This window comes from Arthrobacter sp. B2a2-09 (assembly GCF_027587375.1).
Lineage (GTDB): Bacteria > Actinomycetota > Actinomycetes > Actinomycetales > Micrococcaceae > Arthrobacter.
Genome location: NZ_JAMXIC010000007.1, coordinates 1 through 26,635 on the forward strand (window position 1 = coordinate 1; position 26,635 = coordinate 26,635).

The window sequence follows — 26,635 nt, forward strand, 5'->3', positions numbered from 1 at the left end:
AAGCTAAGACCCACAGCGCCGATGGTACTGCACCCGGGAGGGTGTGGGAGAGTAGGACACCGCCGGACAACCATTCACGGTCAGGCCCCGACACCACATGTCGGGGCCTGACCCATTTAAAACCCCAAACCCCCGCCCACACATCCACGGCGGGGACCACCCCCCCGCCCACCAATGAGCGGCCGGGACCACACCCCCGCCCACCAATGAGCGGCCGGGACCACCAACGCCCGCTCACACATGCGCCCGTTTCCACCAACGCCCGCTCACACATGCGCCCGTTTCCACCAACGCCCGCTCACATATCAACGGTTGTCGGCGGACCCTCGCTCACCTATCCACGGTTGTCGGCCGACGGATCTCATATATCAACGGCCCGAGACCAAACCTCCGCTCACCGATGCGCCGGCCCGGCCCCTGCACCCACCGGCCGGCAGCAGACCTCCAGGAGCGTCCGGCCGAAACCCGGCACAGGTGAGCGAGCGTCACCGGGAAAGCCGCCATAAGTGAGCGGGCGTCCGGCCAGGACCCGGCATAGGTGAGCGAGCGTCCCGCCAGGACCGGCAATAGGTGAGCGGGCGTCCGGCCGAAACCCGGCATAGGTGAGCGAGCGTCCGGCCGAAACCCGGCACAGGTGAGCGAGCGTCCCGCCGGAACCCGGCATAAGTGAGCGAGCGTCCGCCCGAAACCCGCCATAAGTGAGCGAGCGTCCCGCCGGAACCCGCCATAAGTGAGCGAGCGTCACCGGGAAACCCGCCATAAGTGAGCGAGCGTCCGCCCGGAACCCGGCATAGGTGAGCGGGCGTCACCCAGAAACCCGGCATAAGTGAGCGAGCGTCCGGCCGGAACCCGGCATAGGTGAGCGAGCGTCTAGCCCGAGAAGAAGTCGGCGAGCTCGGCGATGAGCTTGTCCGGTGCGCGGATCACTCCGTCGTGGCCGTGGCCGGGGAGGATGGTGTAGCTCGATCCGGAGAGGACGTCGTGGATCTGGCCACACGCCACCCCGAAGTAAGCGGGGCTCTTTTCCCCGACCACAATGAGGGTCTCCAGCGGCAGCTCAAGGAACGGCTCCGCGGGCATGTCCGCGGCGATGACTGCTTTGATCTCACGCACGCCTGCCTGCATGAGCTCACGCATCTGTTTGCCCATGGGTGTGCCTGACGTTAGCTTGTTGACGAGTGTCAGCATGGATAGCGGCATCCGCGCGAAGGCGCCTTCCGTTTCGACGCCCTTCACGAGCACAGCGAGCCCGCGGTCAAAGTCTCCAGTCGCCGTCGCGCGCTCGTATTCGCTCGTCCACTCGGCCTTCACGCTGTGGTTGACGGAGACTGCGGGGTCGTAGACCGCGAGGCGTTCCACCGGCAGCGTACGCGCCGCGTGCAGGGCCACTGCGCCTCCGAAGCTGTGGCCGAAGACATCGGTGCTGGCCGTGTGCTTCATGATTTCGGACAGATCCCGGATGTCCACGTCGAGGGTGTAGTCCGCGGGCTGCGGCGACGATTCACCACGGCCGCGGCGGTTGAAGGTGTGGACCGGGCGGCCAAGGGCAGCACTGAGTTTCTGGGCAAACTTGGAGTAGTCTGCGGCGGTCACCATGGAGGCGGGTACGACGACGACGCCTGAGCCGCCAGCGGCAAGCTCACCGCCGGTCGTGAATAGCTCGAGGGTTCCGCCGTCGGCCGTTGTGATGTTCTCGCGCGTCATGCTTCGAGCCTAACGGAGCCGCAGGGTTCCGTCAGTCCTTGAAATAGCTGGAAATGTCCGTCACAAGTTCCTTGACCGCGGCGGGGATGGACCCGTGGAAGCCTTTTGGCGATACCACCAGCGTGCTTCCGGGGACGGCTGCGTACAGCCGCTCTGCAGTGACCTTGTAGTATTCCGGGCTTTTGCTGCCCACCATGAAGCGTGTGTTTCGAGGGAGCACGGAGAAATCCCGGGGAAGCGCAGCTTCGTCGTAGGCAGCTTTGAGCTCGGCCACGCCCGTTGGCATGAGTTCCCTGAGGACCTTGTTGACCTTCGTGCGGGAAACGAGGGACATGAGTCCAGCCAAGATGGGCTCGGGAATCCGCGCCAGGGCGGTGCCAGGCTGCATGCCCCGCTTCATCCTGGCCATGGCATGCCCTACATTCCCGCTATTCACGGATTGGGCAAAGCCGTCCAGCCAGCCGGTGTCAACGCTCCCGTCGATGTTCACGGCGGCGTCGTACACGGCGAGTTTGTCCGGCTCGTAGCTTGTTCCCGCAAACTCCTGCACCGCGTTCAGTGCTACGGAGCCGCCAAGGCTGTGGCCGAGGAGGTTTCTGGCGCCGGTGGCGTCCATGATGCTGCGGACGTCCGCGATCTCGGTGGCCATTGAGTAGTCTGCCGGCAGTTCCGTCGAGCTGCCGCGACCCCTGCGATCGTAGACGTCAACCGCCCAGCCCTCGCCGAGTCCCTTGGACAGTGCCATGGAAAATGGACGGTAGATGAGCGCGGTCAGGAATGCGCCGCCGATGAGCACCACGCGGCGCTCTCCGGGCGCGTCCACCGAGCCGTAACTGTACAAGGCGAGCTTGCCGCCGTCGGGCGTAGGGACCTCACGTTCTCTCACCGCTTCATCCTAGGGCGACGGCGCCTTCGCCGTTCCTCGCGCCAGGTAGCGGGCAATTCTCACCGCGAGCTGCTTCCCCGGCCGGAGGGGACCCTCGTGGAACTGCAAGGGGACTACCGCGAAGTCCACCACTGGGATGGCAGCTGCAAGCTGCCGACCGATTTCGGCAAAGTACGCCGGACTCCACCCTCCGCTGAGCATCAGGGTTGGCGTTTTCAACTCCATATAGTCTTGAATATGCGAGTCGGCGTCGATGATCGCGCCCATCTCCAACACCGCCGTCGGCAGCAGTTCCCTCATCTCGGATCCCAACCTCGTCTTGGCGGAGAGGATGCTGATCACCCGCAGTGCCCCGAGCGGCAAATAGGAAATCGGGCCGGCCGTGCCCAGCCCCTGGACCAAATGCGCCCATGCGTTGTCGAGCTGGCCCGCGGTGACGGCTTCTTCCAATTGCGGACGCCACCGGCCGTTCAAGTTGCCGGAGAGGGATACCGCGGCGTCGTACGTGACGAGGCGGGAAATCGGCGCCCGCAGCGCTGCCTGTAGCGCGACGAATCCGCCATAGCTGTGGCCAACAACATAGGTGGATCCGCTGGCCTCGATCACGGAAAGCAAATCGCTGGTCTCCGTCGCTGCGGAGTAGTCAGGCGGCTGCGGTGCCGAACGGCCGCGGCCGCGCCGGTTGTAGGAATGCACCGGCCGGCCTAGCAGGACGCTTAGGTTCCGGGCGAATGGCCAGTAGAGGGAATCGGTCACCAAGGTGCCGTGAACCAGCACGACGCCGGGCTCCTCCGTAGCGCTTGAGGCGCCGGGAATGGACGCCTCGGCCGCCGGCCGGAAGGAGTGCACCTCAAGGTGGCCGCCGTCGTCGTCCGTTTCAACTGTCCATGTCTCCACAGCCCGAGTCTATGTTGCCGCGGGGGCGGGAGAGGAAGATAGGGAACTCTAAGGAATCCCCGGTAAACTTGTGGATTGTGACTTCCGCAAACACCCCATCCCCGCACACCGCCGCCGAGCCCGCCGACGCCAGCGAACAGATGCGCATCCGCATGGAAAAGCGCAGCAAGCTGATCGAGCGCGGCACCGAGGCCTATCCGGTGGGTGTTGAGCGGACGCATTCCCTTGCCGAGATCCGCGAGAAGTACGCCCATCTCCAGGCTGACGAAACCACCGGCGACACCGTGGGCATCACTGGCCGCGTCGTGTTCGTGCGCAACACCGGCAAGCTCTGCTTCGCCACCCTCCAGGAGGGCGGTGTGGACGGGAAGGGCGTGCGCCTGCAGGCGATGCTCAGCCTGGCGAACGTCGGCGAGGAAACCCTCGCGGACTGGAAAGCGCTGGTAGACCTCGGAGACCACGTTTTCATCAAGGGCGAAGTCATTTCCTCCCGGCGTGGCGAGCTGTCCGTTATGGCCGACTCTTGGTCCATGGCCTCCAAGGCCTTGCGTCCCCTGCCGGTGCTGCATGCCGAACTGAATGAGGAAACCCGTGTCAGGCAGCGCTATGTGGACCTGATGGTCCGCGACGAAGCCCGTGAGATGGTCTACACCCGCGCTGCGATTACCCGCTCGGTTCGCGACACCCTGGACCGCCGCGGCTATGTGGAGGTGGAGACCCCCATCCTGCAGCTCATCCACGGTGGTGCTACAGCCCGCCCGTTCGAGACACACATGAATGCGTTCGACCAGAAGATGACGCTGCGTATCGCCACCGAACTCTTCCTCAAGCGCGCCGTGGTGGGCGGAATTGACCGCGTCTACGACATGGGCCGCGTCTTCCGGAACGAAGGCGTCGACTCCACGCACAGCCCCGAATTCACCACGTTGGAATGCTACGAGGCCTGGGCAGACCAGTTCGTCATGGCCGAGCGCATGAAGGAAATCATCCTGAACGTCGCCGACGTCGTGGGCACCCGCACTATCCAGACTCACGCCGGAGAGATCGACCTCGACGGCGAATGGGCTTGGGTTGCCGTCTACCCGGGGCTCTCCGAGGCGATCGGAGAGGAGATCACTCCGGACACCACGGTGGCGGAACTGCAGGCCATCGCCGCCAAGCACGAGGTCAAGGTGGATCCCCAGTGGGATGCCGAAAAGCTTGTGGTTGAACTGTTTGGCGAGATCGTTGAGCCCACGCTGCTCAACCCAACCTTTGTCTACAACTACCCTCCCTCCGCGCAGCCCCTTGCCCGCCCGCACCGGGAGGACGGCCGCTTGATCGAGGCCTGGGACCTCATCATTGGCGGCATGGAACGAGGCACGGCCTTCTCCGAGCTGATCGACCCCGTCATCCAGCGCGAACGCCTCACGGAGCAGTCGCGTCGTTCGGCCGCCGGCGATGTCGAGGCCATGCAGTTGGATGAAGACTTCCTGCGCGCCCTTGAGTACGGTGCTCCGCCCATGGGCGGCATCGGCCTTGGCATCGACCGCTTGGTCATGCTGTTCACCGGAGCAGGCATCCGGGAAACCATCTTGTTCCCCCTCCTCAAGCCCGAAGGGCACTGACCATGGAATACATTGCTGTTCTTGCGCCGTCCGTCGTTGTTGGACTTCTCTTTTGGTTTGCCATGAAGGCTATCTTCAACGCGGACAAATCAGAGCGCCAAGCAGAAGCCCGAGCCCAGGAAGAAGCCGGATTCGGAATTGCCAAGCCGGCGGACGACGGCTCAACGCCTGCCAAATAGCTCTTTCTTAGGGCCGATCCCCAAGATTTAATAGTGTCTTTGGCGATGTCTTTGACTGTGTCTTTGACGGGGTGCCATGTACTGGACGATAATCTTTAATTAGCAGTCCAGCTATTCTGCATATCCGCCCCTCCAAAAGAGAGTCTTTTCATGGCACAGAAAGTCAAAATTATCCTCGTTGACGACCTGGATGAGGGCTCTGCGGATGAAACTGTCCGCTTTGGCCTTGATGGAGTCAGTTACGAAATGGACCTGTCCAGTGCCAACGCTGCCAAGCTGCGGGACGCTCTTGTGCCATTTGTAGCTAAGGCGCGCAAGACATCGACCGGCCGTGCAACGCGTAGCCGCGTTGCCGCAGGGAGAAACCAGGACTCGGCACAGATCCGTCAATGGGCGCGCGAGAACGGTTATACCGTAAACAGCCGTGGCCGCATTCAGGCCGAAATTCAGGAAGCCTACCAGAAGGCCAATTCCTGACACCAAGTATCAATACCCCGGCCCTAGGGCCGGGGTATTGTCATTTAACCGCCCGCTCCGCCGGATAGCGGTGTCGTTTGGCAGTGTGGCGCCACTATTCTTCTGAAGGCTTGGAGCCGACTGGGAATATCCAGTACGGAGTCACTGCGTTTGCTGTGAAGAACGACGGCGCCGGGCCGGTTCGTGGGGGTGGCCGAGGAAGCGCCGCCTGATTGTCGAAGCCCTGGATTTGGTCTCAGCCGTGATCCCAACGTCCACGGACGACTTGAGTGACCTTATTCCCGGTGCGGCCATGTTTCCCCTGTGGCGAACACGCCCCAAAATTCCAGCGTTGCCACGTAGCATCAAAGTACGTCGTAGCTAGGAGTGTGGCGAAATGTTTGAGAGATTTACGGACCGTGCCCGTCGCGTTGTTGTGCTTGCCCAAGAAGAGGCACGCATGCTCAACCACAACTACATCGGTACCGAGCACATCCTCTTGGGTCTGATCCACGAGGGTGAAGGCGTTGCCGCCAAGGCGCTTGAGTCCCTGAGCATTTCGCTCGATGGCGTCCGCGAGCAGGTACAGGAGATCATCGGCCAGGGCCAGCAAGCCCCGTCCGGTCACATCCCCTTCACCCCGCGCGCCAAGAAGGTGCTTGAGCTCTCGCTCCGGGAAGCCCTGCAGCTCGGCCACAATTACATCGGTACCGAGCACATTTTGCTCGGCCTGATCCGCGAGGGTGAAGGCGTTGCCGCGCAGGTCCTCGTCAAGCTTGGCGCCGACCTCAACCGCGTCCGCCAGCAGGTCATCCAGCTGCTCTCCGGCTACCAGGGCAAGGAAACCGCGGGTCCAGGCTCAGGGCCAGGCCAACAGGAAGGCACGCCGGCCGGTTCGGTGGTGCTGGACCAGTTCGGCCGCAACCTGACCCAGGCTGCGCGGGAAAACAAGCTCGATCCCGTGATCGGCCGCGAGCTGGAGATGGAACGCGTCATGCAGGTCCTCTCCCGCCGGACCAAGAACAACCCCGTGCTGATCGGTGAGCCCGGCGTCGGCAAGACCGCCGTCGTCGAGGGCCTTGCCCAGGCAATTGTCCGCGGAGACGTCCCTGAGACCATCAAGGACAAGCAGCTCTACACGCTTGACCTCGGTTCCCTTGTGGCCGGTTCCCGTTACCGTGGTGACTTCGAAGAGCGCCTGAAGAAGGTCCTCAAGGAAATCCGCACCCGCGGCGACATCATCCTCTTCATCGACGAAATCCACACCCTCGTGGGTGCCGGCGCTGCCGAGGGTGCAATCGATGCGGCGTCCATCCTCAAGCCGATGCTTGCGCGTGGTGAACTCCAGACCATTGGCGCCACCACCCTGGACGAGTACCGCAAGCACATTGAGAAGGACGCCGCGTTGGAGCGTCGCTTCCAGCCGATCCAGGTTAAGGAGCCTTCCGTCGCGCACGCGATCGAGATCCTCAAGGGCCTGCGTGACCGCTACGAGGCGCACCACCGCGTGACCATCACCGATGGTGCCCTTGCCTCTGCGGCAACGCTGGCCGAGCGCTACATTTCGGACCGGTTCCTGCCGGACAAGGCGATCGACCTGATCGACGAAGCCGGGGCGCGTTTGCGCATCCGCCGCATGACGGCCCCGCCGGAGCTCAAGGCCATGGATGAGCGCATTGCCGAAGTGAAGATGGAGAAGGAATCCGCCATCGACGCCCAGGACTTCGAAGGCGCCGCCTCGTTGCGCGACAAGGAGCAGAAGCTTATTGCCGAGCGTGCCGAGAAGGAACGCAACTGGAAGTCCGGCGGCATGGACGATATCTCCGAAGTAGATGAAGACCTGATTGCCGAAGTTCTCGCGAACTCCACCGGTATCCCGGTCTTCAAGCTCACCGAAGAAGAATCCAGCCGTCTGCTCAAGATGGAAGACGAGCTGCACAAGCGCGTCGTTGGCCAGGACGAGGCCATCCGGGCCCTCTCCCAGGCCATCCGCCGCACCCGTGCAGGCCTGAAGGACCCCAAGCGTCCGGGTGGATCGTTCATCTTCGCCGGCCCTACCGGCGTCGGCAAGACCGAACTCGCCAAGGCGCTGGCCGAATTCCTGTTCGGTGAAGAGGACGCCCTCATCACGCTGGACATGTCCGAGTACTCCGAAAAGCACACGGTTTCGCGTCTCTTCGGGGCCCCTCCGGGCTACGTCGGCTACGAAGAAGGCGGGCAGCTGACCGAGAAGGTCCGCCGTCGTCCGTTCTCCGTGGTGCTGTTCGACGAAGTGGAGAAGGCTCACGCCGATCTCTTCAACTCGCTGCTGCAGATCCTGGAAGACGGCCGCTTGACCGACTCCCAGGGCCGCGTGGTGGACTTCAAGAACACGGTGATCATCATGACCACCAACCTGGGAACCCGCGATATCTCCAAGAGCGTCGCAACGGGCTTCCAGTCCGGCACGGACACCACCACCGGCTACAACCGGATGCGGGCGCGGGTCACCGAGGAGCTCAAGCAGCACTTCCGCCCCGAGTTCCTCAACCGCGTTGACGACGTCGTGGTCTTCCCGCAGCTCACCCAGGACGAGATCATCGAGATCGTTGACCTGTTCGTCACGCGCCTCGAGGCACGCCTCAAGGACAAGGACATGGGCATCGAGCTCACCACGGCTGCCAAGGTTCTCCTGGCGACCCGCGGCTACGACCCCGCCATGGGTGCCCGGCCGCTGCGCCGCACCATCCAGCGCGAGATCGAGGACCAGCTCTCCGAGAAGATCCTCTTCGGCGAGCTGCACACCGGTGACATCGTGGTGGTTGACGTGGACGGCGAAGGCGACGACGCCAAGTTCACGTTTGCCGGCAACGCCAAGCCGCGCATCCCGGAAATCGCGCCGAGCGCCTAAGTTCCGGTTTCGCCAAGTTCCGACTCAAAGGCCCCGCCCGCTCCCGAAAGGAGCGGGCGGCGTTTTTGCGTTCCCGAGGTCCGTAATATCTGAAATAAGTGTTTCACTCTTAGTGAATCTTTTGTGATCTGCGGCACATTGCGTGTTGAATCAGAGCATGGATTCGAATGCCTCAGAGACCCCGAGCACACAACCCGAAACTCCTTTCCACGATCTCGACCACTACCTGGCCATCCCCCGGGTCGGCGGCCTGGCTCTCAGCACCGACGGAAGCCGCCTGGTGACTACGGTCTCCACCCTCAACGCCAAGGGCACTGAGTACGTCACTGCCCTCTGGGAGCTTGATCCTGCGGGAAAGAAGCACGCCCGTCGCATCACGCGCAGCGCCAAGGGAGAGACCGGTGCGGTGTTTGCCGCCAACGGCGACCTCTACTTCACCTCAGCCCGGCCCGATCCGGACAGCCCCGAAGCCGATCCCGTGAGCGCGCTGTGGCTCCTGCCTGCCGACGGCGGTGAGGCACGGGTGGTGCACTCCCGCGCGGGCGGTGTCGGGGGCGTCATGGCCGCGTCAGCCGCGGATGCCACTTTCGTGACGGCCTCGGTCCTTGCCGGTTCCATCGATGAGGAAAATGACGAGGAGCGGCGCAAGAGCCGCAAGGACAACCAAGTAGCGGCCATTCTGCACACCGGCTATCCGGTTCGCTACTGGGACGCAGATCTGGGTCCGGCCCAGCCCAGGCTGTTTGCCGTGGAAAACGGAGATACGGCTGAGTCCGGCAAGCCCGCGACCGTGGACGCTACTGCGCCCCTGAAACTGCGCAATCTGACCCCCGACGCCGGCGGCAACCTCCGCAACACCCACGCGGTGGTCAGCCCGGACGGCAAGACGATCTATACGAGCCTGGCCAAGCCGCTCGCGAAGGCCGACACGCGCTTTGTGCTCGCCGCCGTCGATGTCGCTTCCGGCTCGCTCAAGGTGCTCCTTGACCACGAGGGAATGAGCTATTTCCCGGGTCCGGTCAGCCCAGACAACAAGATGCTCCCAGTAGTCAGCGAAAGCGACAGTACCCCCGGGCAGGCACCCCAGGTCAAACTCCACCTCTTGAATGTCGGAGCGGGAGAAACCTTTGACCTGGAGCCGCTCGCGCCCTCTTGGGACCGCTGGGGCAGCCCGGCCGCCTGGCTTCCGGATGGGCGCTCCCTCCTCGTCACAGCCGACGACGACGGCGCCACGCCGGTCTTCCGGGTCGCCGTCGCCGACGGTACGGTCACCCGGGTAACGCAGGACGCGGCGGCGTACACCGACGTCGTGGTTTCCCCGGACGGGCTGAGCGCGTTCGCGCTGCGCAGCGCGTATGAATTCCCGGCGGAAGCCGTCCGGATAGAGCTCGCCTCCGGCGACGTCGAGCGGCTCCCCGCACCAGCCGAGCGCCCCAGGATCAAAGGCTCGTTGGAACGGGTGGAGACGAGCGCGGCTGATGGTTCGAGGGTTCCGGCTTACCTCGCGCTCCCGGAAGGCGCGTCGGAGGCGAATCCGGCGCCCCTGCTGTTGTGGATCCACGGCGGGCCGTTGGGCTCGTGGAATGCCTGGACCTGGCGATGGAATCCATGGCTGCTCGTATCGAAGGGGTATGCCGTGCTGCTGCCGGACCCGGCACTATCCACCGGGTACGGCCAGCAATTCATCCAGCGCGGCTGGGGCGAATGGGGCAAGGCGCCGTTTACGGACCTCATGTCCATTACCGACGCAGTGGTCCAGCGGTCCGACATTGACCAGACGCGGACAGCCGCCATGGGTGGGTCATTCGGCGGATACATGGCCAACTGGGTGGCCGGGCAAACGGACCGTTTCAAGGCGATCGTGACGCACGCCAGTTTGTGGGCCCTGGACCAGTTTGGGCCTACCACGGACGCTTCGCAGTATTGGCTCAAGGAAATGACCGCAGAGATGGCAATGGACAATTCGCCTCATCTCCACGTCGGGAAAATTAACACCCCCATGCTGGTGATCCACGGTGACAAGGACTACCGGGTGCCGATCGGCGAGGGCCTGAGGCTTTGGTACGAACTTCTTTCCAGCTCCGGGCTGCCCACCGACGAGAACGGCGAGACCCAGCACCGCTTCCTGTACTTTCCGGACGAGAACCATTGGATCCTGCAGCCGCAGCACGCCAAGGTCTGGTACGGCGTCGTGGAGCACTTCCTGGCCAGGCAGGTACTTGGACAGGAGGTTCCGGTTCCCGAGGACCTGGGGCTTTAGGCGGTTGCACATAAGATTGGGGCTGTGACTTCGACGTTCAGTATCCGCCCTGCCCGCACCGGCGATGTTGCCGCGATCAAGAGGCTTGTAGCGCCACTGGCAGTGCAGCGAATCCTGATGGCCAAGGAGACCGTGGCCTACTACGAGAGCCTTCAGGAGTTCCGGATTGCCGAATCGTCCGACGGCGAGGTGATCGGTTGCGGTGCCTTGCACGTGATGTGGGAGGACCTGGCCGAGGTGCGCACCTTGGCGGCGGACGACAATTGGCGGGGCAAGGGCGTGGGCCACGTCCTTGTTCAGCAGCTCCTGGAAGACGCCCGGGCCCTGGGCGTCGCGCGGGTCTTCTGCCTGACGTTCGAAGTGGACTTCTTCAAGCGCCACGGCTTCGAAGTCATGGCGGACCAAACCGCCGTCGACCCCCAGGTCTACTCGGAATTGCTGCGTTCCCATGACGAGGGCGTGGCCGAGTTCCTCGATCTGGCCCGTGTGAAGCCCAATACCCTGGGCAACACCCGCATGATCAAGGTCCTTTAGCTCCGGTTTCTTCTTGCTTGTCCCTGGATGTGCCGGCCCTCAAGTCTTTACGTATATCAACTTGATGGATAAACTAATCGAGGCTCGGTTGCGGCGGGCCAACCATACTGTGGAGGCGAGAAATGAAGTACCACGTTATGTTTCCAGACTTTTCAGGTTTCCAGATTGACATGCCCCGCCCTGGCTCCACACCGGAGTCGCGCAAGCAGGGAACCGGGGGTTGCATGCGGTCCGCATGCACGGATCTTTGGCCGGACTCGATGGCCAAAGACGCAGCAGCCAAAGATTTCAGCATCGGTCGTTTGACGATGGGCGGGCCGCCGCACTAACCAGGCGCAGGCCGGAAGGTTTTTCAAAAGGGACAACCATTGGGGGTTGTCCCTTTTTTGTTTCCGTCGCCGGGTTCTGTATTGCACGTTCCCACATGCGGCCCATTCCCCTACCGTGCCCGGGGCGCTGGTAGTAGGGTCAAATCACCTACCAGCAACGCCCCAGGAGCGCGCCATGAAAAAGCTCATCAACGATCCCCGCTCTGTGGTGGACGAGTCTGTCGAGGGTTTCGGCATGGCCCATGCCGATCTCGTGGACGTCCACACGGACCCCATCTTCGTCGTTCGAAAAGGAGCGCCCGTGGCTGGCAAAGTGGCGCTTGTGTCAGGAGGAGGGAGCGGCCATGAGCCGCTTCATGCCGGCTTTGTGGGGCACGGAATGCTCGACGCCGCCGTGCCGGGTGCCGTCTTCACCTCGCCCACGCCTGACCAGATCATTCCGGCCACCGCGGCCGTCGATTCAGGGGCCGGGGTCATACACATCGTGAAGAACTACACCGGTGACGTGCTGAATTTCGAGACCGCGGCAGAGATGGCCCAGGCTGAAGGAATCAGCGTCCGCTCGGTTCTCGTCAACGACGACGTCGCCGTGGAAGACTCTCTTTACACGGCAGGCCGTCGCGGCGTGGGAGGCACCGTGCTGGTCGAAAAGATTGCCGGCGCCGCAGCGGAGCGTGGGGATTCCCTGGAAGCCGTCGCGGGTGTAGCGGAGGGAGTTGTCCGCAATGTGCGCACTATGGGCGTCGCCTTGTCCGGCTGCACCGTGCCGCATGCCGGGGTACCCAGCTTCGAGCTTGCTGACGACGAAATCGAAATCGGCATAGGCATTCACGGCGAGCCAGGCCGGCACCGGATTGCCATGGAGGGCGCCGACGCCATCACCAGCCGCTTATTGGACCCTGTCCTGGAGGACCTCGGGATCAAGGCCGGTGAAGAAGTGCTGCTCTTCGTCAACGGCATGGGCGGTACGCCCCTCAGTGAGCTGTACATTGTCTACCGTCGGGCAGCCCAGATCCTCGCGGAAAGAGGAGCCAAAGTGGAGCGCTCACTTGTGGGCAACTACGTCACATCCCTCGAGATGCAGGGCTGCTCAATCTCGGTACTGCGTCTTGATGACGAACTCACTGCCCTCTGGGATGCACCCGTCCACACTGCAGCCCTGCGTTGGGGGATGTGACGGTGGGCCTGGGGGTCGACTGGGCGGTCCAATGGTTGACACTCTCCGCACGGCTCATGTCTGAGCATCGGGAGGAATTGATTGCGTTGGACCGTGCTATTGGCGACTCGGACCACGGCGAAAACATGGACCGAGGATTCCGGGCCGTCATGGAGAAGCTTGCACAAACTCCACCCGAAACACCCGGCGCGGCACTGAAGCTCGCTGCAATGGCCCTGATGTCCAAGGTAGGCGGGGCAGCCGGACCGCTGTATGGAACCGCGTATCTTCGGGCCGCCACGGCGCTGGGAGAAAGCGCGGAGATTGATGCAGCGGCGCTCGCCGGTGCACTGACTGCGGCACGGGACGGAATTGTTGCCCGCGGCAAGGCCGAACTGGGCGACAAAACCATGGTGGATGCCTGGTCTCCGGCCGTGGAAGCGGCGGACGAGGTCCTGGTGGCCGGTGGAGATGCCGTGGCGGTGCTGGCTGCGGCGGCCGAGGCTGCCGAGGTTGGGGCCGTCACGACTGATCCGTTGATAGCCCGCAAGGGCCGGGCCAGCTACCTCGGTGAACGCAGCGCCGGTCACCGCGATCCCGGGGCCGCGTCTTCTGCCCTGTTGCTGCGCGCAGCCGCTACCGCCGCGGGATTCCCCGACGGGTCTGCTGAATGACGGTGGGCTTGGTGGTGGTCTCGCACAGCCGGAAGATCGCGGAAGGTGTGGTGGAGCTGGCCGCGCAGATGGCCCCCGACGTGAGGTTCTACGCCGTAGGTGGCACTGATGATGGCCGGATCGGCACGGACCTGGAGAAAACGATCGCCGCATTCGAGACGGGACTTGCAGAAGCCTCCGGGGATGGCGTGGTGGTTTTGACGGACCTTGGTTCCGCAGTCATGACGGCAGAATCAGCGGCCGAGTTCTGCAGCGAGCCGGACAAGGTCCTCCTTGCCGATGCTCCTTTGGTGGAGGGCCTCGTTGCCGCCGCGGTGGCCACCCAAGGGGGTGCCTTGGCCGCCACGGTGAAGGCCGCCGCGGAGGCGGTTCGATTCGGTCCGGAGCCCGCTTATGGTGCCGCGGGGCCGGCTCAATCCCCAGGCAGGGGTGACCCGGCGGAAAGCGGCGAGTTTGAGCTCATCAACCCCATGGGAATGCACGCCAGGCCTGCCGCGAAAATTGCGGGCGGACTGGCCGGCATGGATGTCGAGGCAACGGTAAACGGCGTCGATGGCACATCCATTATGGAACTGATGAGCCTCGCCGTGGGCAAGGGCGGCAAGCTCAGGGTCGAGGCTTGGGGCAAAGATTCATCGAAAGCCGTGGATTACGTCCGGAGGTTGGTGGAACAGGGTTTCGGCGAGATTTGAGGGGGCGTCAAGATCGGGCGCCGCACGGGGCTTTTTGGGTTCAGGACTGCCGCAGACCGTGGGCATCGAGCAGGAGGCTCGCCGTGATGGTGGTCTGGCACTGCTCGCCCCAGGGTTTGGCGCTTTTGGGCGTGAAGTTGAGTGTCCTGACCGGCAAGGTCCCGCCCTTTACGTCCGCGCCAGTCACTTCGGCAGCGATGGGCGAGGCCGTCAGCGTGCCCATGTTGAGGAAGCCGTAGCGGGTGCCATCCGGTGACGTGACTGCAGAGCATGACCCGTCGGGTTCAGGTCCGCAGGGTTGGGGGACTGACACGCTGCCCGGCCTCAAATCCAAATCGGCCTCGCGGCATTTCCCGTCCTGGCATGCCTTCAAATGGACGGTTTTGACCGTTGGCGCGTATTCTGCCGTGATGGTCAGGGACACCACCGGCGCCATCGCAATTGCCGGGCAAACGGTGACTTGAGGTTCACATCCCGACCAGAGCGCCGCCGTCGTGGTCAATGCGATGGCGGCCCACAACCTGCGCATACTTGAGGATAATCCCGCAGCCGGGGCCCGGAACGGAATGCCTGCAACTGGCAGGCACATCGTTACCGACGTCTACGGATCGTTGCGGCTCCGCGACCTCTAGGCGGGCCAAGGCCGGGCCTTGGCCGGGTTTCGGCCGGGCGTAAAGAAGAATTCGGCCGCAAAGAATAGGGTTCTTTGCATGACTGAACCCTCGGACGTGCATGCCACTCGCGCCGCCTACAACACGGTAGCTGCCGACTACGCCGAATTCCTGCGCAACGAGCTCGAAACCAAACCCTTTGACCGGGCCATGCTCGGCACCTTTGCCGAGCTCGTGGAGTCTTCTGGAGGCGGGGCGGTTGCCGACATCGGTTGCGGGCCGGGACGGATCACGGCGCACCTGCATTCCCTCGGCCTGGCGGCTTTCGGCGTCGACCTGTCGCCGGAGATGGTGGCAGTAGCCCGCAGGGATCACCCTGGCCTTCAGTTCGATGAAGGATCGATGGAGGCCCTGGAGCTGGCGGACGGCACGTTGGGTGGCATCGTCGCTTGGTATTCGATCATCCATACGCCGCCCGCCCGCTTGCCCGGGGTGTTCGCAGAATTCCACCGGACCCTTCAGGATCACGGCTTGCTCCTGCTCGCGTTTCAGGCCGGTGACCAACCCAGGCACTTGGACTTCGCATATGGCCACGAGATCGATCTCGATGCGTACCGCTTGCCGCCTGAGTGCATCACGGAACTCCTCCTTCAGGCCGGGCTTATTGTGGAAGCGCAGCTTCTCCGCGAACCAGACGACAGGCACGAGAAAACCCAGCAGGCGTACCTTCTAGCCCGCAAACCAGCCACGGCGTGAAGGAAGCAGCGCAAACGGAAGCCTAGGCCGGGAGCCGCAGCCCGCCGTCGTGCATCTCGGCCAAGCCGTCGCGCAGGAGCCCCTCGAGGGCACGTTCCAGCTGCTCGGGGGCCGAGTTCAACCGGTGCAGGGCAGCCAGCGGTACGGCTGTGCCCTCGGCGGCGAAACCGAGGTCAGCTGCGGGGCGCTCGAACAGTTCCGGGGCTACCGGCGAATCGGCCACGCGCAATACGGCCATGACGGCACCCCGCAGCTGCCGGTCCGTGCCGTGCCATGCCTGGCCTTTGGGCGTGTACGTCGGCCGCGGTTCGCCTGCGGCAAGCCAAGCGCAGGAGTCGCGGACTGGGCAGTCCGGGCACTTGGGGGAGCGGGCAGTGCACACCAGCGCGCCGAGTTCCATGACGGAAGCATTCCAGCGGACGGACAGCCCGACGTCGTCGGGCATGAGCGATTGGGCGAGGCGCATCTCCGACGCGGTGAGCGACGGCGCAGGCAGTGCAAGCCCCGAAACCAGCCGGGCATGCACTCGCCGGATGTTCGTGTCCACCACGGTTTCGCGGCGCCCGAACGCAAAAGCAGCCACGGCCGCGGCCGTATAGTCGCCGACGCCGGGAAGGCTCAACAGCGATGCGTGCGTGTCCGGCACCCTGCCGCCATGCTGTTCCACGATCGCGACGGCGGCCGCGTGGAGCCTGAGCGCGCGGCGGGGATAGCCGAGCCTGCCCCAATGTCGTACAGCCTCGCCCGAGGGCTCGTTCGCGAGATCCGCAGGTTCCGGCCAGCGTTCCATCCAGTCTTCCCACACCGGAAGGACACGAACCACCGGAGTCTGCTGCAGCATCACCTCGCTGACCAGGATTCCCCACGGGCTGCAGTCCGGTGACCTCCACGGCAGTACCCGGGCTACCTCGGAGAACCAGCGGTCCATGGACTGGTGCAAGTCCGTGAGGTGATGGGTGCCGGCAAGTTCAGCGGCGCTGGCAATCTCGGCGGAGCCTGGCAGTGACATGGAGATCCTTGCTGCGGTTCGTGACAGGCCCTGATGGCGGCCGATTCCTGCCATCCACTGTAGTGCGTCCGATACGACCACACGTCCTGCGAAGTGGCATCCTAGGACCATGCCGGGATCCGTGATTGCAGTTCATGCCAGCCCATCGCACTCGTTCGGCAAGCAAGAGGCCGAGGTGATCACGGTGCTTGAAGGGCAGGGTGTTGCGGGCGACGCCCACTGCGGAGCGACTGTCAAACACAGGTCCAGGGTCAAGGCTGATCCTTCGCAAGCAAACCTGCGCCAGGTGCACTTGATTCACGCCGAGCTGTTCGAGGATCTCGCGAGCGCAGGCCATACGGTGGGACCGGGCCAGCTTGGAGAGAACATCACCACACAAGGGATTGACCTGCTGGGACTGCCGGTTGGAGCCCGCCTTTCCATAGGGACGGCTGTCATCGCCGTGACGGGACTCCGCAATCCGTGCCAACAGATCAACGATTTCCAACCCGGGCTCCTCAAGGAAGTGGTTCGCACCGATTCAGAGGGCAAACTGGTGCGCCTAGCCGGGATCATGGGCACGGTTGCCCGCGGCGGTACCGTTAGCCCCGGCGACATGATCCATGTGGAGCTCCCCACGTTGCCCCATTTTCCGCTGACGCGCGTTTGACATGGCGGCCGGCGCCGGTGGCCAAGGATGACGTAGGTCATACTGGCTCCGATCGGGCCCCGGCGGCGTGGTGCGGCGCCATCCAGGCTCGGCGTTGCCTAGCCTAGAAGCATGGTCAACAAGGGCAAGCAACCGCCGAGGGCGCGCACGTCGCAGTCGGCAAAAAGCCCTGCCCGGACCGCAGGCGCAAACCGTTCGACGAATGGGGCCCGGCCCCAAAGGCGCCGGACGAGCCCTGCCGTTTACCGACGTCGGAGGCTGGTTGTTTTCGGTGCCCTCTTGACGGTCCTGGCGATGCTCGTGGCCGGGGCCGTGGCTATGAGTTCCTCCCTTGCGAGCAAGGCTGATTCCGGGGCATCCGAAACCCAAGCGGTCGGAGCCGCCCCTGCGAGCCAGGCCCCTTCGACGGATCCCATTGCGGCCACCACAACGCCCACGCCCACTCCGGTGTGCGACCTCAATTTGGTGACGGTGACGGCGTCCACAGACCAGCCTGCCTATGCGGCCGGGCAGAACCCCGTGCTGAGCATGAAGATCACCAACGGCGGAGCAGCACCGTGCCAGGTCAACGTCGGCACGTCCCAGATGGAGTTCCTGGTGATGAGCGGCGAGGACCGGATTTTCTCCTCCAAGGACTGCCAGGCGAAGGGCGACGACCTTGTGAAGCAGATCGATCCGGGCAAGAGCGAGACGGCCAACTTCCCGTGGCAACGTAACCGGACGACCGAGGGCTGCGGCGTAATCTCGGCCAAGCCGGCCACCGGTACGTACACCTTCAAGGCCGTACTGGGAAACAAGGCGAGCACCAAAGCCGTCTTCCAGCTCGGCTAAGGCTGGCCCGGTGGTAGCCGGTGGGTGCCGCTGGGAGCCGGTGGCTGGGCCCACGCCGCCAGGGTTCCCTGGCCGAACTTGTGAAGTTAGGGTGGCGGTGGGGACTAGAGGAACCTGTCCAGCAGGCTGGCTTCGGCCATGCGGCTGAGCCCTTCGCGGACCGTCCGGGCGCGCTGGTCGCCGATGCCGTCCACGGTCATGAGATCGTCGATAGTGGCGGCCATGAGGTACTGGAGTCCGCCGAAATGCTCCACCAAACGGTCGGCCACGGCTTTCGGAACCGACTTCAGCCCGGACAAGAGGCGGTAGCCGCGCGGCTGCACACCGGCGTCGAGCACGTCCATGCCCCCGGCGAAACCGATGATCCCGGCAATCTTGGCCAGGTCAATCAGCTCCGCCGGGCCAAGATCCAAAAGGGCCTGCACCGCGCCGTCGATTTCCTCCGGCGAGGCATCGGCACCGGCGTAGTCCCGGATGATCACGTCGCTGCCCGGGCCCCGGCCAGTGGTGAGCTCCTCCAGCTGCAGTGAGAGCAACCTGCCGTCCTCACCCAGCTCCAAGACATACTGTGCGATTTCCTCGGCGATGCGCCGGACCATTTCCTGGCGCTGGAGGGTGACAGCCACATCCCGGACGGTGACCATGGCCTCGATTTCGAGGGCCGACAGGGCACTGGTGACCTGGTCCAAGCGGGCGCTGTAGCGTTCAAGGGTTGCGAGAGCCTGGTTGGCGCGGGCCAGGACTTTCTCGGAGCCCTCCAGCACGTGCCGCAGGCCGTTGACGTAGAGGGCGATGATCTGCATGGACTGGCTGACCGAAATCACCGGAACTCCGGTCTGGATGGCCACGCGCTCGGCCGTCCTGTGACGCGTTCCTGATTCCTGGGTCTCGATGCTGGAGTCCGGCACAAGCTGGACTGCGGCACGAAGGATGTTTCCGGCGTCCTTGTCGCAGATGATGGCACCGTCCATCTTCGCGAGCTCACGCAGCCGCGTCGGGGAGAAATCGATGCCGATTTCAAAGCCGCCGGAGCAGATGGACTCGATGGTCCGGTCCGTTCCCAGCACAATCAGGGCGCCAGTGCGCCCACGGAGGATGCGTTCCAGGCCGTCGCGCAGCGGCGTGCCGGGGGCCACCCTGCCCAGAGTCGCCTTGAGCGATTCTTCGGGGCTCCGAGCCATAGGTGTTCCCTTCAAAGGTGCAGGCAGGCCCGCCCGCAAGTATGCCGGTTTTCAGCAGTGAGTCCGCGGGATCAAAATACCAGGTTTCCCGCAAGCTCAATGATAGAGGTATAGACCGGCAAGAACCGCACAGGCAAGCCTTAAAGTGCCCCAAAGAAGGTTATGTGGCGGGTGCTTCGAAACGCGTTCGACGGCGGCCGCCGGACCGCCACTTTGACCCCGGTTCCCTGGACCTCAGCTCGGTCCCCGGGACCTCAGGGAGCCGTCCGAAGCCGCGCGAGTCGCTCAAGGTCGCGTCGCACACTCTGCAGCGCGGCTTCCCGGGCTGCAGCCCTTCCGGTGTCCGGATGCGTTTGCCTCGCGGGAGTGTGGGTTCCGCCTGTGCTGGCGTCCGGGCGGTGTCCCTGCTGGGGCCAGCTCCTGGCTGCAACGGAGTTTGCGGCAGGGTTCGCCGTGGAGTTCACAGTGGAGTTCGCCGCCGAATTCGCAGCGGGGGAGGGGCCGAGGGGATCGTAGAACAAGTCATTCCCTGGTTTCATCGATGCCCTGTTCCTTTCATGCCATCGTCGGCTGCTCGAGTGTTTTCCTGGCGAATGGCTCCAACGCGAGCCGGAGTGTGCGCCATTGATTCAAACTATCGGCAGGTGATTTCGGAGGTTTGTGCACGTCGTTTCGATCCTGTTAAGCGCTGGCCTTAAGACCCTGCCTCCGGTGTGGTCTCGGGCTGCGATAAACTTGGTATCTTGGCTGGCGCACAAATCGTGCCGCTCCCTGAGTTGGCCCCCGGCCGGCACGGGGCCCGTATCCAGCCTCCATTCCACGTTCGGCCCGTCGTTCCAGTGCGGGCAACGCCCAGATCACAGCGAAAGTAGCACCGTGTCCCAAGAAGTCCTGAGCCCCGCCCGAGTCCAGGAAATTCACCATGAGGCCTCCCGGCGTCGGACTTTCGCGGTCATTTCGCACCCTGACGCTGGCAAGTCCACGCTGACGGAAGCCCTTGCCCTGCACGCCAAAGTCATCGGCACGGCCGGTGCCTCGAGCGGCAAGGCCAACCGCAAGGAAACTGTTTCCGACTGGATGCAGATGGAAAAGGACCGCGGTATTTCCATCAGCTCCGCAGCATTGCAGTTCTCCTACCGGGACACTGTGATCAACCTGCTGGACACCCCGGGCCACGCCGACTTCTCCGAGGACACCTACCGGGTCCTGGCCGCCGTCGACTGCGCAGTGATGCTGGTGGATGCCGCCAAGGGCCTGGAAACGCAGACCATGAAGCTGTTCGAGGTCTGCAAGCAGCGGAACCTGCCCATCATTACGGTCATCAACAAGTGGGACCGTCCGGGCCTGGACGCCCTCGCACTGATGGACGAGATCACGGAACGCACCGGCCTCCAGCCCATGCCCTTGACCTGGGCCGTGGGCATTTCGGGCGACTTCCGTGGAGTCTGGGACCTGCGCAATGACCGCTTCGCACGGTTCGCGCGCAACAACGCCGGCGCCAACATCGCCATCACCGAGTACTTCACCCCGGAAGAAGCAGCCGAAACCCAGGGCAACAACTGGAGCGACGCCGTCGACGAAGCCGGACTGGTGATCGAATCAAACCTCGAATTCAACGTCGAGAGCTTCCACGCCGGAACCGCTACACCCATCCTCTTCAGCTCGGCCGCCCTGAACTTCGGGGTCAAGGAAATCTTGGATGCCCTGGTGGATTTCGCACCTCCGGCCGCATCCCGTCCGGACGTCGACGGCGAGCCTCGTTCCGTTGATGCTCCCTTCGCCGGGTTCGTCTTCAAGGTCCAGGCCGGTATGAACAAGGCACACCGCGACCACGTTGCGTTCATCCGTGTGTGTTCCGGCGTCTTTGAGCGCGGCATGGTGGTCACGCAGACACGCACCGGGAAGTCGTTCGCCACCAAGTACGCCCAGCAAGTGTTCGGGCGCGAACGCGAAGTCATCGACGAGGCCTACCCCGGCGACGTTGTTGGCTTGGTCAACGCGTCCTCACTGCGCGTGGGGGACAGCCTGTTCCTGGACGAACCGGTGGAATTCCCCGCCATTCCGCTCTTTGCGCCCGAGCATTTCCAGGTGGCCAGGTCCCAGGACCCCAGCCGGTTCAAGCAGTTCCGACGCGGCATCGAACAGCTTGAGCACGAAGGCGTCATCCAGGTCCTCCGTTCCGACGTCCGAGGCGACCAGGCGCCCGTGCTCGCGGCTGTCGGTCCCATGCAGTTCGAAGTGGTGGAAGACCGCATGGCCCACGACTTCAACGCTCCAATGCGCTTGGAGCGCCTCCCGTACTCGATGGCGAGGATCTCGACGGCGGAGGCCATGCCGGCGCTCGCCAACGTCCCTGGCGCTGAGGTGCTGCTGAGGTCCGACGGCGAATACCTGGCGTTGTTCAACGACGTCTGGGCGCTGCGCCGGATCGAGAAGAACCACCCGAAGCTCACGCTGGTGCCGATCGGCACGCACAACCCGGCGAAATAGTCCTCAAATTCACCGGACATGCCCCTCGTATGAGGCCACGAGTGGACATGTCCGGTGGGGACGGGGTTAGTAGGCGGGCAGATTCGTGCAGGGCGCATGTCCGCTGGGGGACTTGGGCATGGTGCGGCGGGGCTAGTAGCTCACTTGGCGTTCGAGCTTGTTTCCCAGCCCCAGCATGGCGAGGCTCACCACGAGGAATCCTACGGCGATCGCTACCGCGAAGACCGCCACTCCGCCCCAACCGCCCGCGCGCATAGGGTCGATGAACCAGTAGGCGTACCAGTTTACGAAAGAGCCGCGGATCAGGCTGTAGACGAGGTAGGCAACCGGGTAGAGCAGCCAGTACCAGAGGTGCTTGATGGTCAGTCTGGAGCGCGGAGGCTGGAACAGCCAATCGGCCACCATGACAATTGGCATGAGGTAGTGGACAACGAAGTTGACCCAGGGGAGCAAGGAGCCGAGGTCCTGTCCAGCGAGGAGCGCGCCGAAGACCAGTCCCACCACGGCCATGGCGATCGTCGCAGTGCCACGGGTGGCGTCGTCGAGCTCGCTGGGCCGCTTGCCAACCATCACGCGGTAGCCGCTGATCAACAGCACCACCGACGCGAAGATATTGGACAGGTTGGTGAAGTAGCTGAAGAAGTTCCAAGCATCGAAGCCCAGGCCGATATGGACGGTGAGTTGCGTTCCAACGGCTACAAGGGTCAGGAGGGCAAAGAAGAGGCGTCCCCCAATGAGCACATTTCTTTTGGTCATAGGGACAATCTTCCGGACGATTTGGCAAATAGGCGCGCCCGACACACCGGGCCAAGCTGCCAGCCCGGGTGAAGTGGCCCGTCAGGTGATCAGCAGCTCCAGGGCCTCGGCCAGGTGTGCCACCTCGCGGACGGAGAAACCCTCCGGGACCGGCCCCGGTCCGTTGGGGCTGGCGGGCACCACGGCGTGGGTGAAACCAAGCCGCTGGGCCTCGTGGATGCGCTGGTTGATCCCGGGAACGGGACGGACCTCGCCGGCCAAGCCAACCTCACCGAATGCAATCAGCCTCTGCGGCAGTGCCTTGCGCGCCTTTGCCGAGGCCACGGCAAGCGCCACCGCCAGGTCGGTGGCCGGTTCGCTCAATTTCACCCCTCCGACAGTGGCTACGTAGGAGTCGTCCTTGTGCAGGATGCAGCCGGCCCGCTGTTGGAGCACGGCCAGGAGCATGGCGACGCGCGAGCTGTCGAGGCCACTCGTTGCCCTCCGCGGCTGTGAGCTGGCACTTTCGGCCAGGAGCGACTGCACCTCGGCCAGCAGTGGGCGCCGGCCTTCCATGGTCACGGTGATGCAGGTGCCGGAAACCGGTTCGCGTGTCCGCGATACAAAAAGGCCGCTGGGATCGGCGAGGCCTTCGATGCCGGCTTCGTTCAGGTCGAAACAGCCGACGTCGTCCGTCGCTCCGTAGCGGTTCTTGACCGCGCGCAACAAGCGCAAGCGCGAATGGCGCTCGCCTTCGAACTGGCACACGACGTCCACCAAGTGCTCCAAGAGACGCGGACCGGCAATGGAGCCGTCCTTCGTCACGTGGCCAACCAGCAGGGTGGTCATGTTGCGGCGCTTTGCGGCGGCGATGATGGACGCCGCGACTTCCCGGACCTGCGAGACTCCGCCCGCGCTACCTTCGACGTCGGCGCTGCTGAGGGTCTGTACCGAGTCCACAATCAGCAGCTTCGGCTCGAGCTTCTCCACTTGCCCCAGCGCCTGTCCGAGGTCCGTTTCCGCCGAGAGATAGAGGGTATGCGCGACGGCGTCGATCCGTTCGGCACGGAGTTTGACCTGGGCTGCCGATTCCTCGCCCGTGACATACAGGACGTCCTGCCCTGTCCGGGCGAATTTCGCCGCGACATCCAGCAGGAGGGTGGATTTCCCGACGCCGGGTTCGCCGGCAAGCAGGATCACCGCGCCGGGAACCAGCCCTCCGCCCAGGACGCGGTCCAGTTCGTCGACGCCGGTGGGCAGGAATGCGGCCGTGGTCCCGTCTACTTCGGCAATCCGGCGGGCCGGCTCCAAAACCGTTGTTGCCGCCGTCGTACGCGCAACTGTGGCGCCTGTTTCCTCCACGGTGCCCCATGCCTGGCACTCACCGCAGCGGCCCACCCACTTGACCGTGGTCCACCCGCATTCGGCACATTTGTACGCGGGTGTCTTGGAGGTGCGTGAGGTCTTGGAAGCCATGCGTACAAGGCTAGTGGAGGGGTAGGACAGTCAAGTGCGCCTCACTGCAAGGGAGGAAGCACGTCCCGGGCTTCCCGGGGGTCCATGCCCGCGGCTTCGAGCAGATCCACCATGAGCGGGCGGAAGAGCATCACCACTGTTTCGCCTTCGAGCTTCTGGACGTGCAGCATTTTGGGGTGCAGCCGGGTGGCAATGTCAGCCAAGTCCTGCCGCGCACCGCGCAGGTGGGCGCGGCGGGCGCCGTCGTGCACTTCCGCGAGGCCGAGCGATAGTTCCTCTACGGCGGCAGAAGTGTCTAGCAGGACCTCCGAGATGCTGTCCGTTGCCTCGTCCGTCAATGCTGCATGGTTGATGGCGCTGGTGAGCCTCCGTGCGAACACCCGTCCGTTGCGAAGGGCGAGGTCGATGGAATCCAGCGATTCCTCCAGCATGGTCAGCTCGTCGCGGTGCCGCCGGTACGCCGGGGCGAGGGTGGCCACCTCACCGGACGCCTTGAGGGATTGGCGCATCCGGTCCACGAGGGGCTGGCAGTTCCGCCCCCGGATGAGGGCATGCCAGGCCTGGGTCGAGTCGCTGTTGATCAAAGCGTCGGCACACTCACGGAGGACCTCTGAGAGTTCGTGCAGGAGTTTGCGGACGTCCTGGCGGGGCTCCCGGCGCGGATCCTTCGGGACCAGCATGGTGACGAGCAGCGCGAATACCCCGCCCACCACGGCGTCGATGCTGCGGGTGAACGGCCCGCCTTCCGGTGCCGGCAGCAGGACCACGAGAAGTGATTGCAGGCCCAACTGGGTGGTGAAGATGGTGCCGCTGTCCAGAAACCGGGCCAGGAGAATCGAGAAAAGGAGCACGACGGCGGCTTGCCAGATTCCCGAACCCAGCCAGTGGAGCAGCAGATCGCCGATGACGATCCCGAGGGTGCAGCCAAGCCCGACTTCCACGACCCGGCGAAGCCGAGGATCCCGCGAGAAGCCGAGCGCGATCAGGGACGACGTGGCGGCAAAAAGGGGTCCCTTGTGCCCCAGGATGTATTCAGCGAACGCGTAGGCGCCCACGGCGCAGACGGTCATCTGGACAGCCGGAACCAACGAGTTCCGGCTGCGGACGAAGCCCGTGCGCAGCCGCGCCCGCAGGAATTTCTTGCTTGTTGAAAGTCCTTGGGGGGCGGTCATGGCTCAAGTCTATTCAGGAGCGGCTCACGGAGTGCGGCACGCCGAGGGAGCCACAAAGTGAGGGGCGTCACTTAATCCCCCATGACACGCCAAGCGCAAGGGCGACGCTGCAGATGTAAGCCAATGGTCCGCAGCCGTTCACCTTCTGTTCACTTTGGACCGCCGATCCTGTTACCTGCGGCTCCTACCGTCAATCAAGGTACAAAAACGTACGCAAATCTTTCGTATGCCGACTTTCTCCCTCGGCGCGCATCAGAGAATCCCTGGAAGGGGTACATCCCAGTGAAGGCAACTCGCTTCGGCCGCAACGCGGCAATCGCGGTCCTCGCAGTCGGCGCCCTTGCGCTGACCGCCTGCGGTTCAGACAACGCAACCGGCGCCACACCGGCCGCCACCCAGAGCGCCGCGGCCGTCAAGGTCACGGGCACGCTGACCGGTATCGGCGCCTCCTCGACCGGCGCGGCCATGGACGCCTGGAAGGCCGCATTCGCTTCCGCCAACCCGGGTGCCACGGTCCAGTACTCCCCGGACGGCTCGGGCGCAGGCCGCAAGGCCATCCTTGACGGATCCGCACAGTTCGCAGGCTCTGACGCCTACCTGACCGACGCTGAGTTGGCCACCTCCAAGACCAAGTGCGGCACCGATGGCGCCATCAACATTCCGGTTTACGTCTCGCCGATCGCCGTTGCCTTCAACATCCCGAACGTCAAGGACTTGAAGCTCGACGCCGACACCGTTGCTAAGATCTTCCGCGGCCAGATCACCAACTGGAACGACCCGGCAATCGCCGCCCTGAACGCCGGCGTCACGCTTCCGGACCTCAAGGTCACCCCGGTCAACCGCTCTGACGACTCCGGCACCACCCAGAACTTCACGGACTACCTGGCTGCAGCGGCTCCCTCGGTCTGGACCGACAAGGCTGCCGGCCTGTGGCCTGCATCCCTGAAGGGCGAGAACGCCAAGGGCACCTCCGGCGTCGTCAAGACCGTGACCGACACCCCCGGTGCAGTGACCTACGCTGATGACTCTGCAGTCTCCGGCAAGCTTGGCACCGCGCAGATCAAGGTTGGCTCGGACTTCGTCAAGATCTCCGCTGCCGCTGCCGCCAAGGCTGTTGAACTGGGCACGCCCGTTGCTGGCCGCCCGGCCGGCGACCTTTCCATCAAGCTTAACCGCACCACCACGGATTCCTCCGCCTACCCGGTAGTTCTGGTTTCCTACCACGTCGTCTGCACCACCTACGACAAGCAGGCTACTGCTGACCTGGTCAAGGCTTTCGAGAGCTATGTAGTCTCCGACGCCGGCCAGCAGGCCGCGGCCGGCTCCGCCAAGTCCGCTCCGCTCTCCAAGGCGCTGCAGGACAAGGCAAAGGCCGCCGTTGACTCCATCAAGGCCAAGGCCTAAGGACCACAATGGAGTAGTGGTGCTGCGGACCGCGGCACCACTACCCTGAATATCGAG

General features: G+C 64.1%; 24 protein-coding genes. 14 read left to right on the plus strand and 10 right to left on the minus strand.

Translation table 11 applies throughout. The features are described 5' to 3' along the window. Positions 1 to 870 precede the first annotated feature (870 nt). From NFJ07_RS09690 to NFJ07_RS09700, 3 genes are read right to left on the minus strand one after another with little or no spacing between them, the layout of a single operon-like run. A complete protein-coding gene (locus tag NFJ07_RS09690) occupies positions 871 to 1,704 on the minus strand; it encodes an alpha/beta fold hydrolase (protein ID WP_269993939.1) in 834 nt (277 codons plus the stop codon). A 31-nt stretch (positions 1,705 to 1,735) separates the two neighbouring features. Beyond that, complete coding sequence (locus NFJ07_RS09695; RefSeq protein ID WP_269993940.1) at positions 1,736 to 2,590, minus strand: alpha/beta fold hydrolase; 855 nt, start codon at positions 2,588 to 2,590, stop codon at positions 1,736 to 1,738. Between the two features lie 9 nt (positions 2,591 to 2,599). Beyond that, positions 2,600 to 3,487: an alpha/beta fold hydrolase gene (locus NFJ07_RS09700; RefSeq protein ID WP_269993942.1), complete on the minus strand. Its 888-nt coding sequence runs from the start codon at positions 3,485 to 3,487 to the stop codon at positions 2,600 to 2,602. A 77-nt stretch (positions 3,488 to 3,564) separates the two neighbouring features. Here NFJ07_RS09700 and lysS point away from each other — a divergent pair, with 77 nt between their 5' ends. From lysS to dhaM, 9 genes are all read left to right on the plus strand, one after another. After that, positions 3,565 to 5,094 (plus strand): lysine--tRNA ligase, encoded by a 1,530-nt coding sequence (gene lysS, locus NFJ07_RS09705; RefSeq protein WP_269993944.1) that lies wholly within the window; start codon positions 3,565 to 3,567, stop codon positions 5,092 to 5,094. A 2-nt stretch (positions 5,095 to 5,096) separates the two neighbouring features. After that, positions 5,097 to 5,273: a hypothetical protein gene (locus NFJ07_RS09710; RefSeq protein WP_171983451.1), complete on the plus strand. Its 177-nt coding sequence runs from the start codon at positions 5,097 to 5,099 to the stop codon at positions 5,271 to 5,273. A 150-nt stretch (positions 5,274 to 5,423) separates the two neighbouring features. Beyond that, positions 5,424 to 5,750 (plus strand): histone-like nucleoid-structuring protein Lsr2, encoded by a 327-nt coding sequence (locus NFJ07_RS09715; RefSeq protein ID WP_269993947.1) that lies wholly within the window; start codon positions 5,424 to 5,426, stop codon positions 5,748 to 5,750. 376 nt (positions 5,751 to 6,126) lie between these two features. After that, on the plus strand, positions 6,127 to 8,619 hold the full coding sequence (locus NFJ07_RS09720) for an ATP-dependent Clp protease ATP-binding subunit (protein ID WP_269993949.1): 2,493 nt from the start codon (positions 6,127 to 6,129) through the stop codon (positions 8,617 to 8,619). A gap of 157 nt (positions 8,620 to 8,776) precedes the next feature. Next, entirely contained in the window at positions 8,777 to 10,879 is a 2,103-nt protein-coding gene (locus NFJ07_RS09725; protein ID WP_269993951.1) for a S9 family peptidase, read from the plus strand. A 24-nt stretch (positions 10,880 to 10,903) separates the two neighbouring features. After that, a complete protein-coding gene (locus NFJ07_RS09730) occupies positions 10,904 to 11,413 on the plus strand; it encodes an amino-acid N-acetyltransferase (RefSeq protein WP_269993952.1) in 510 nt (169 codons plus the stop codon). Positions 11,414 to 11,917: 504 nt separating this feature from the next. After that, a complete protein-coding gene (dhaK, locus tag NFJ07_RS09735) occupies positions 11,918 to 12,919 on the plus strand; it encodes a dihydroxyacetone kinase subunit DhaK (protein WP_269993953.1) in 1,002 nt (333 codons plus the stop codon). A 2-nt stretch (positions 12,920 to 12,921) separates the two neighbouring features. Next, the gene (gene dhaL / locus NFJ07_RS09740; RefSeq protein WP_269993955.1) at positions 12,922 to 13,572 is read left to right on the plus strand and encodes a dihydroxyacetone kinase subunit DhaL; all 651 of its coding nucleotides are present in this window, start codon (positions 12,922 to 12,924) and stop codon (positions 13,570 to 13,572) included. Continuing rightward, a complete protein-coding gene (dhaM, locus tag NFJ07_RS09745) occupies positions 13,569 to 14,264 on the plus strand; it encodes a dihydroxyacetone kinase phosphoryl donor subunit DhaM (protein WP_269993957.1) in 696 nt (231 codons plus the stop codon). Before dhaL ends, dhaM begins: the two co-directional genes overlap by 4 nt. A gap of 40 nt (positions 14,265 to 14,304) precedes the next feature. Here the strand turns inward: dhaM and NFJ07_RS25915 are convergent, their stop codons facing one another. Further along, positions 14,305 to 14,577 (minus strand): hypothetical protein, encoded by a 273-nt coding sequence (locus NFJ07_RS25915; protein WP_333482046.1) that lies wholly within the window; start codon positions 14,575 to 14,577, stop codon positions 14,305 to 14,307. Positions 14,578 to 14,974: 397 nt separating this feature from the next. Here NFJ07_RS25915 and NFJ07_RS09755 point away from each other — a divergent pair, with 397 nt between their 5' ends. Beyond that, a complete protein-coding gene (locus NFJ07_RS09755) occupies positions 14,975 to 15,631 on the plus strand; it encodes a class I SAM-dependent methyltransferase (RefSeq protein ID WP_269993960.1) in 657 nt (218 codons plus the stop codon). Positions 15,632 to 15,653: 22 nt separating this feature from the next. On the opposite strand, the gene NFJ07_RS09760 is transcribed toward NFJ07_RS09755, so the two are convergent. Beyond that, positions 15,654 to 16,640 (minus strand): A/G-specific adenine glycosylase, encoded by a 987-nt coding sequence (locus NFJ07_RS09760; protein WP_442865322.1) that lies wholly within the window; start codon positions 16,638 to 16,640, stop codon positions 15,654 to 15,656. Positions 16,641 to 16,749: 109 nt separating this feature from the next. On the opposite strand from NFJ07_RS09760, the gene NFJ07_RS09765 reads away from it, so the two are divergent. Next, positions 16,750 to 17,289, plus strand: coding sequence for an MOSC domain-containing protein (locus NFJ07_RS09765; protein ID WP_269993962.1), 540 nt, complete (start codon positions 16,750 to 16,752; stop codon positions 17,287 to 17,289). Positions 17,290 to 17,400: 111 nt separating this feature from the next. Continuing rightward, positions 17,401 to 18,120 carry a hypothetical protein gene (locus NFJ07_RS09770; protein WP_269993964.1) on the plus strand — a complete coding sequence of 240 codons (720 nt, stop codon included), beginning with the start codon at positions 17,401 to 17,403 and terminating at the stop codon, positions 18,118 to 18,120. Positions 18,121 to 18,224: 104 nt separating this feature from the next. Here the strand turns inward: NFJ07_RS09770 and disA are convergent, their stop codons facing one another. Beyond that, positions 18,225 to 19,301: a DNA integrity scanning diadenylate cyclase DisA gene (gene disA / locus NFJ07_RS09775; protein WP_269993966.1), complete on the minus strand. Its 1,077-nt coding sequence runs from the start codon at positions 19,299 to 19,301 to the stop codon at positions 18,225 to 18,227. 254 nt (positions 19,302 to 19,555) lie between these two features. Continuing rightward, entirely contained in the window at positions 19,556 to 19,840 is a 285-nt protein-coding gene (locus tag NFJ07_RS09780; protein WP_269993967.1) for a hypothetical protein, read from the minus strand. A 337-nt stretch (positions 19,841 to 20,177) separates the two neighbouring features. Here NFJ07_RS09780 and NFJ07_RS09785 point away from each other — a divergent pair, with 337 nt between their 5' ends. After that, positions 20,178 to 21,791: a peptide chain release factor 3 gene (locus tag NFJ07_RS09785; RefSeq protein WP_269993968.1), complete on the plus strand. Its 1,614-nt coding sequence runs from the start codon at positions 20,178 to 20,180 to the stop codon at positions 21,789 to 21,791. Between the two features lie 132 nt (positions 21,792 to 21,923). On the opposite strand, the gene NFJ07_RS09790 is transcribed toward NFJ07_RS09785, so the two are convergent. The 3 genes from NFJ07_RS09790 to NFJ07_RS09800 form a co-directional block, all read right to left on the minus strand. Further along, positions 21,924 to 22,547, minus strand: coding sequence for a Pr6Pr family membrane protein (locus NFJ07_RS09790; protein WP_269993969.1), 624 nt, complete (start codon positions 22,545 to 22,547; stop codon positions 21,924 to 21,926). Positions 22,548 to 22,628: 81 nt separating this feature from the next. After that, complete coding sequence (gene radA / locus NFJ07_RS09795) at positions 22,629 to 24,002, minus strand: DNA repair protein RadA (RefSeq protein ID WP_269993970.1); 1,374 nt, start codon at positions 24,000 to 24,002, stop codon at positions 22,629 to 22,631. A gap of 41 nt (positions 24,003 to 24,043) precedes the next feature. After that, on the minus strand, positions 24,044 to 25,174 hold the full coding sequence (locus NFJ07_RS09800; protein WP_269993972.1) for an FUSC family protein: 1,131 nt from the start codon (positions 25,172 to 25,174) through the stop codon (positions 24,044 to 24,046). Positions 25,175 to 25,456: 282 nt separating this feature from the next. On the opposite strand from NFJ07_RS09800, the gene pstS reads away from it, so the two are divergent. After that, on the plus strand, positions 25,457 to 26,578 hold the full coding sequence (pstS, locus tag NFJ07_RS09805) for a phosphate ABC transporter substrate-binding protein PstS (RefSeq protein ID WP_269993974.1): 1,122 nt from the start codon (positions 25,457 to 25,459) through the stop codon (positions 26,576 to 26,578). Positions 26,579 to 26,635: the final 57 nt, after the last annotated feature.

Coding starts and splice junctions, on each gene's coding strand:
- NFJ07_RS09760 (WP_442865322.1), bottom strand. CDS start 16,640: ATGTCACTGCCAGGCTCCGCCGAGATTGCCAGCGCCGCTGAACTTGCC.
- NFJ07_RS09770 (WP_269993964.1), top strand. CDS start 17,401: ATGGTCAACAAGGGCAAGCAACCGCCGAGGGCGCGCACGTCGCAGTCG.
- disA (WP_269993966.1), bottom strand. CDS start 19,301: ATGGCTCGGAGCCCCGAAGAATCGCTCAAGGCGACTCTGGGCAGGGTG.
- NFJ07_RS09710 (WP_171983451.1), top strand. CDS start 5,097: ATGGAATACATTGCTGTTCTTGCGCCGTCCGTCGTTGTTGGACTTCTC.
- NFJ07_RS09725 (WP_269993951.1), top strand. CDS start 8,777: ATGGATTCGAATGCCTCAGAGACCCCGAGCACACAACCCGAAACTCCT.
- NFJ07_RS09800 (WP_269993972.1), bottom strand. CDS start 25,174: ATGACCGCCCCCCAAGGACTTTCAACAAGCAAGAAATTCCTGCGGGCG.
- NFJ07_RS09755 (WP_269993960.1), top strand. CDS start 14,975: ATGACTGAACCCTCGGACGTGCATGCCACTCGCGCCGCCTACAACACG.
- NFJ07_RS09715 (WP_269993947.1), top strand. CDS start 5,424: ATGGCACAGAAAGTCAAAATTATCCTCGTTGACGACCTGGATGAGGGC.
- NFJ07_RS09720 (WP_269993949.1), top strand. CDS start 6,127: ATGTTTGAGAGATTTACGGACCGTGCCCGTCGCGTTGTTGTGCTTGCC.
- NFJ07_RS09765 (WP_269993962.1), top strand. CDS start 16,750: ATGCCGGGATCCGTGATTGCAGTTCATGCCAGCCCATCGCACTCGTTC.
- NFJ07_RS09780 (WP_269993967.1), bottom strand. CDS start 19,840: ATGAAACCAGGGAATGACTTGTTCTACGATCCCCTCGGCCCCTCCCCC.
- dhaK (WP_269993953.1), top strand. CDS start 11,918: ATGAAAAAGCTCATCAACGATCCCCGCTCTGTGGTGGACGAGTCTGTC.
- NFJ07_RS09690 (WP_269993939.1), bottom strand. CDS start 1,704: ATGACGCGCGAGAACATCACAACGGCCGACGGCGGAACCCTCGAGCTA.
- dhaM (WP_269993957.1), top strand. CDS start 13,569: ATGACGGTGGGCTTGGTGGTGGTCTCGCACAGCCGGAAGATCGCGGAA.
- NFJ07_RS09790 (WP_269993969.1), bottom strand. CDS start 22,547: ATGACCAAAAGAAATGTGCTCATTGGGGGACGCCTCTTCTTTGCCCTC.
- radA (WP_269993970.1), bottom strand. CDS start 24,002: ATGGCTTCCAAGACCTCACGCACCTCCAAGACACCCGCGTACAAATGT.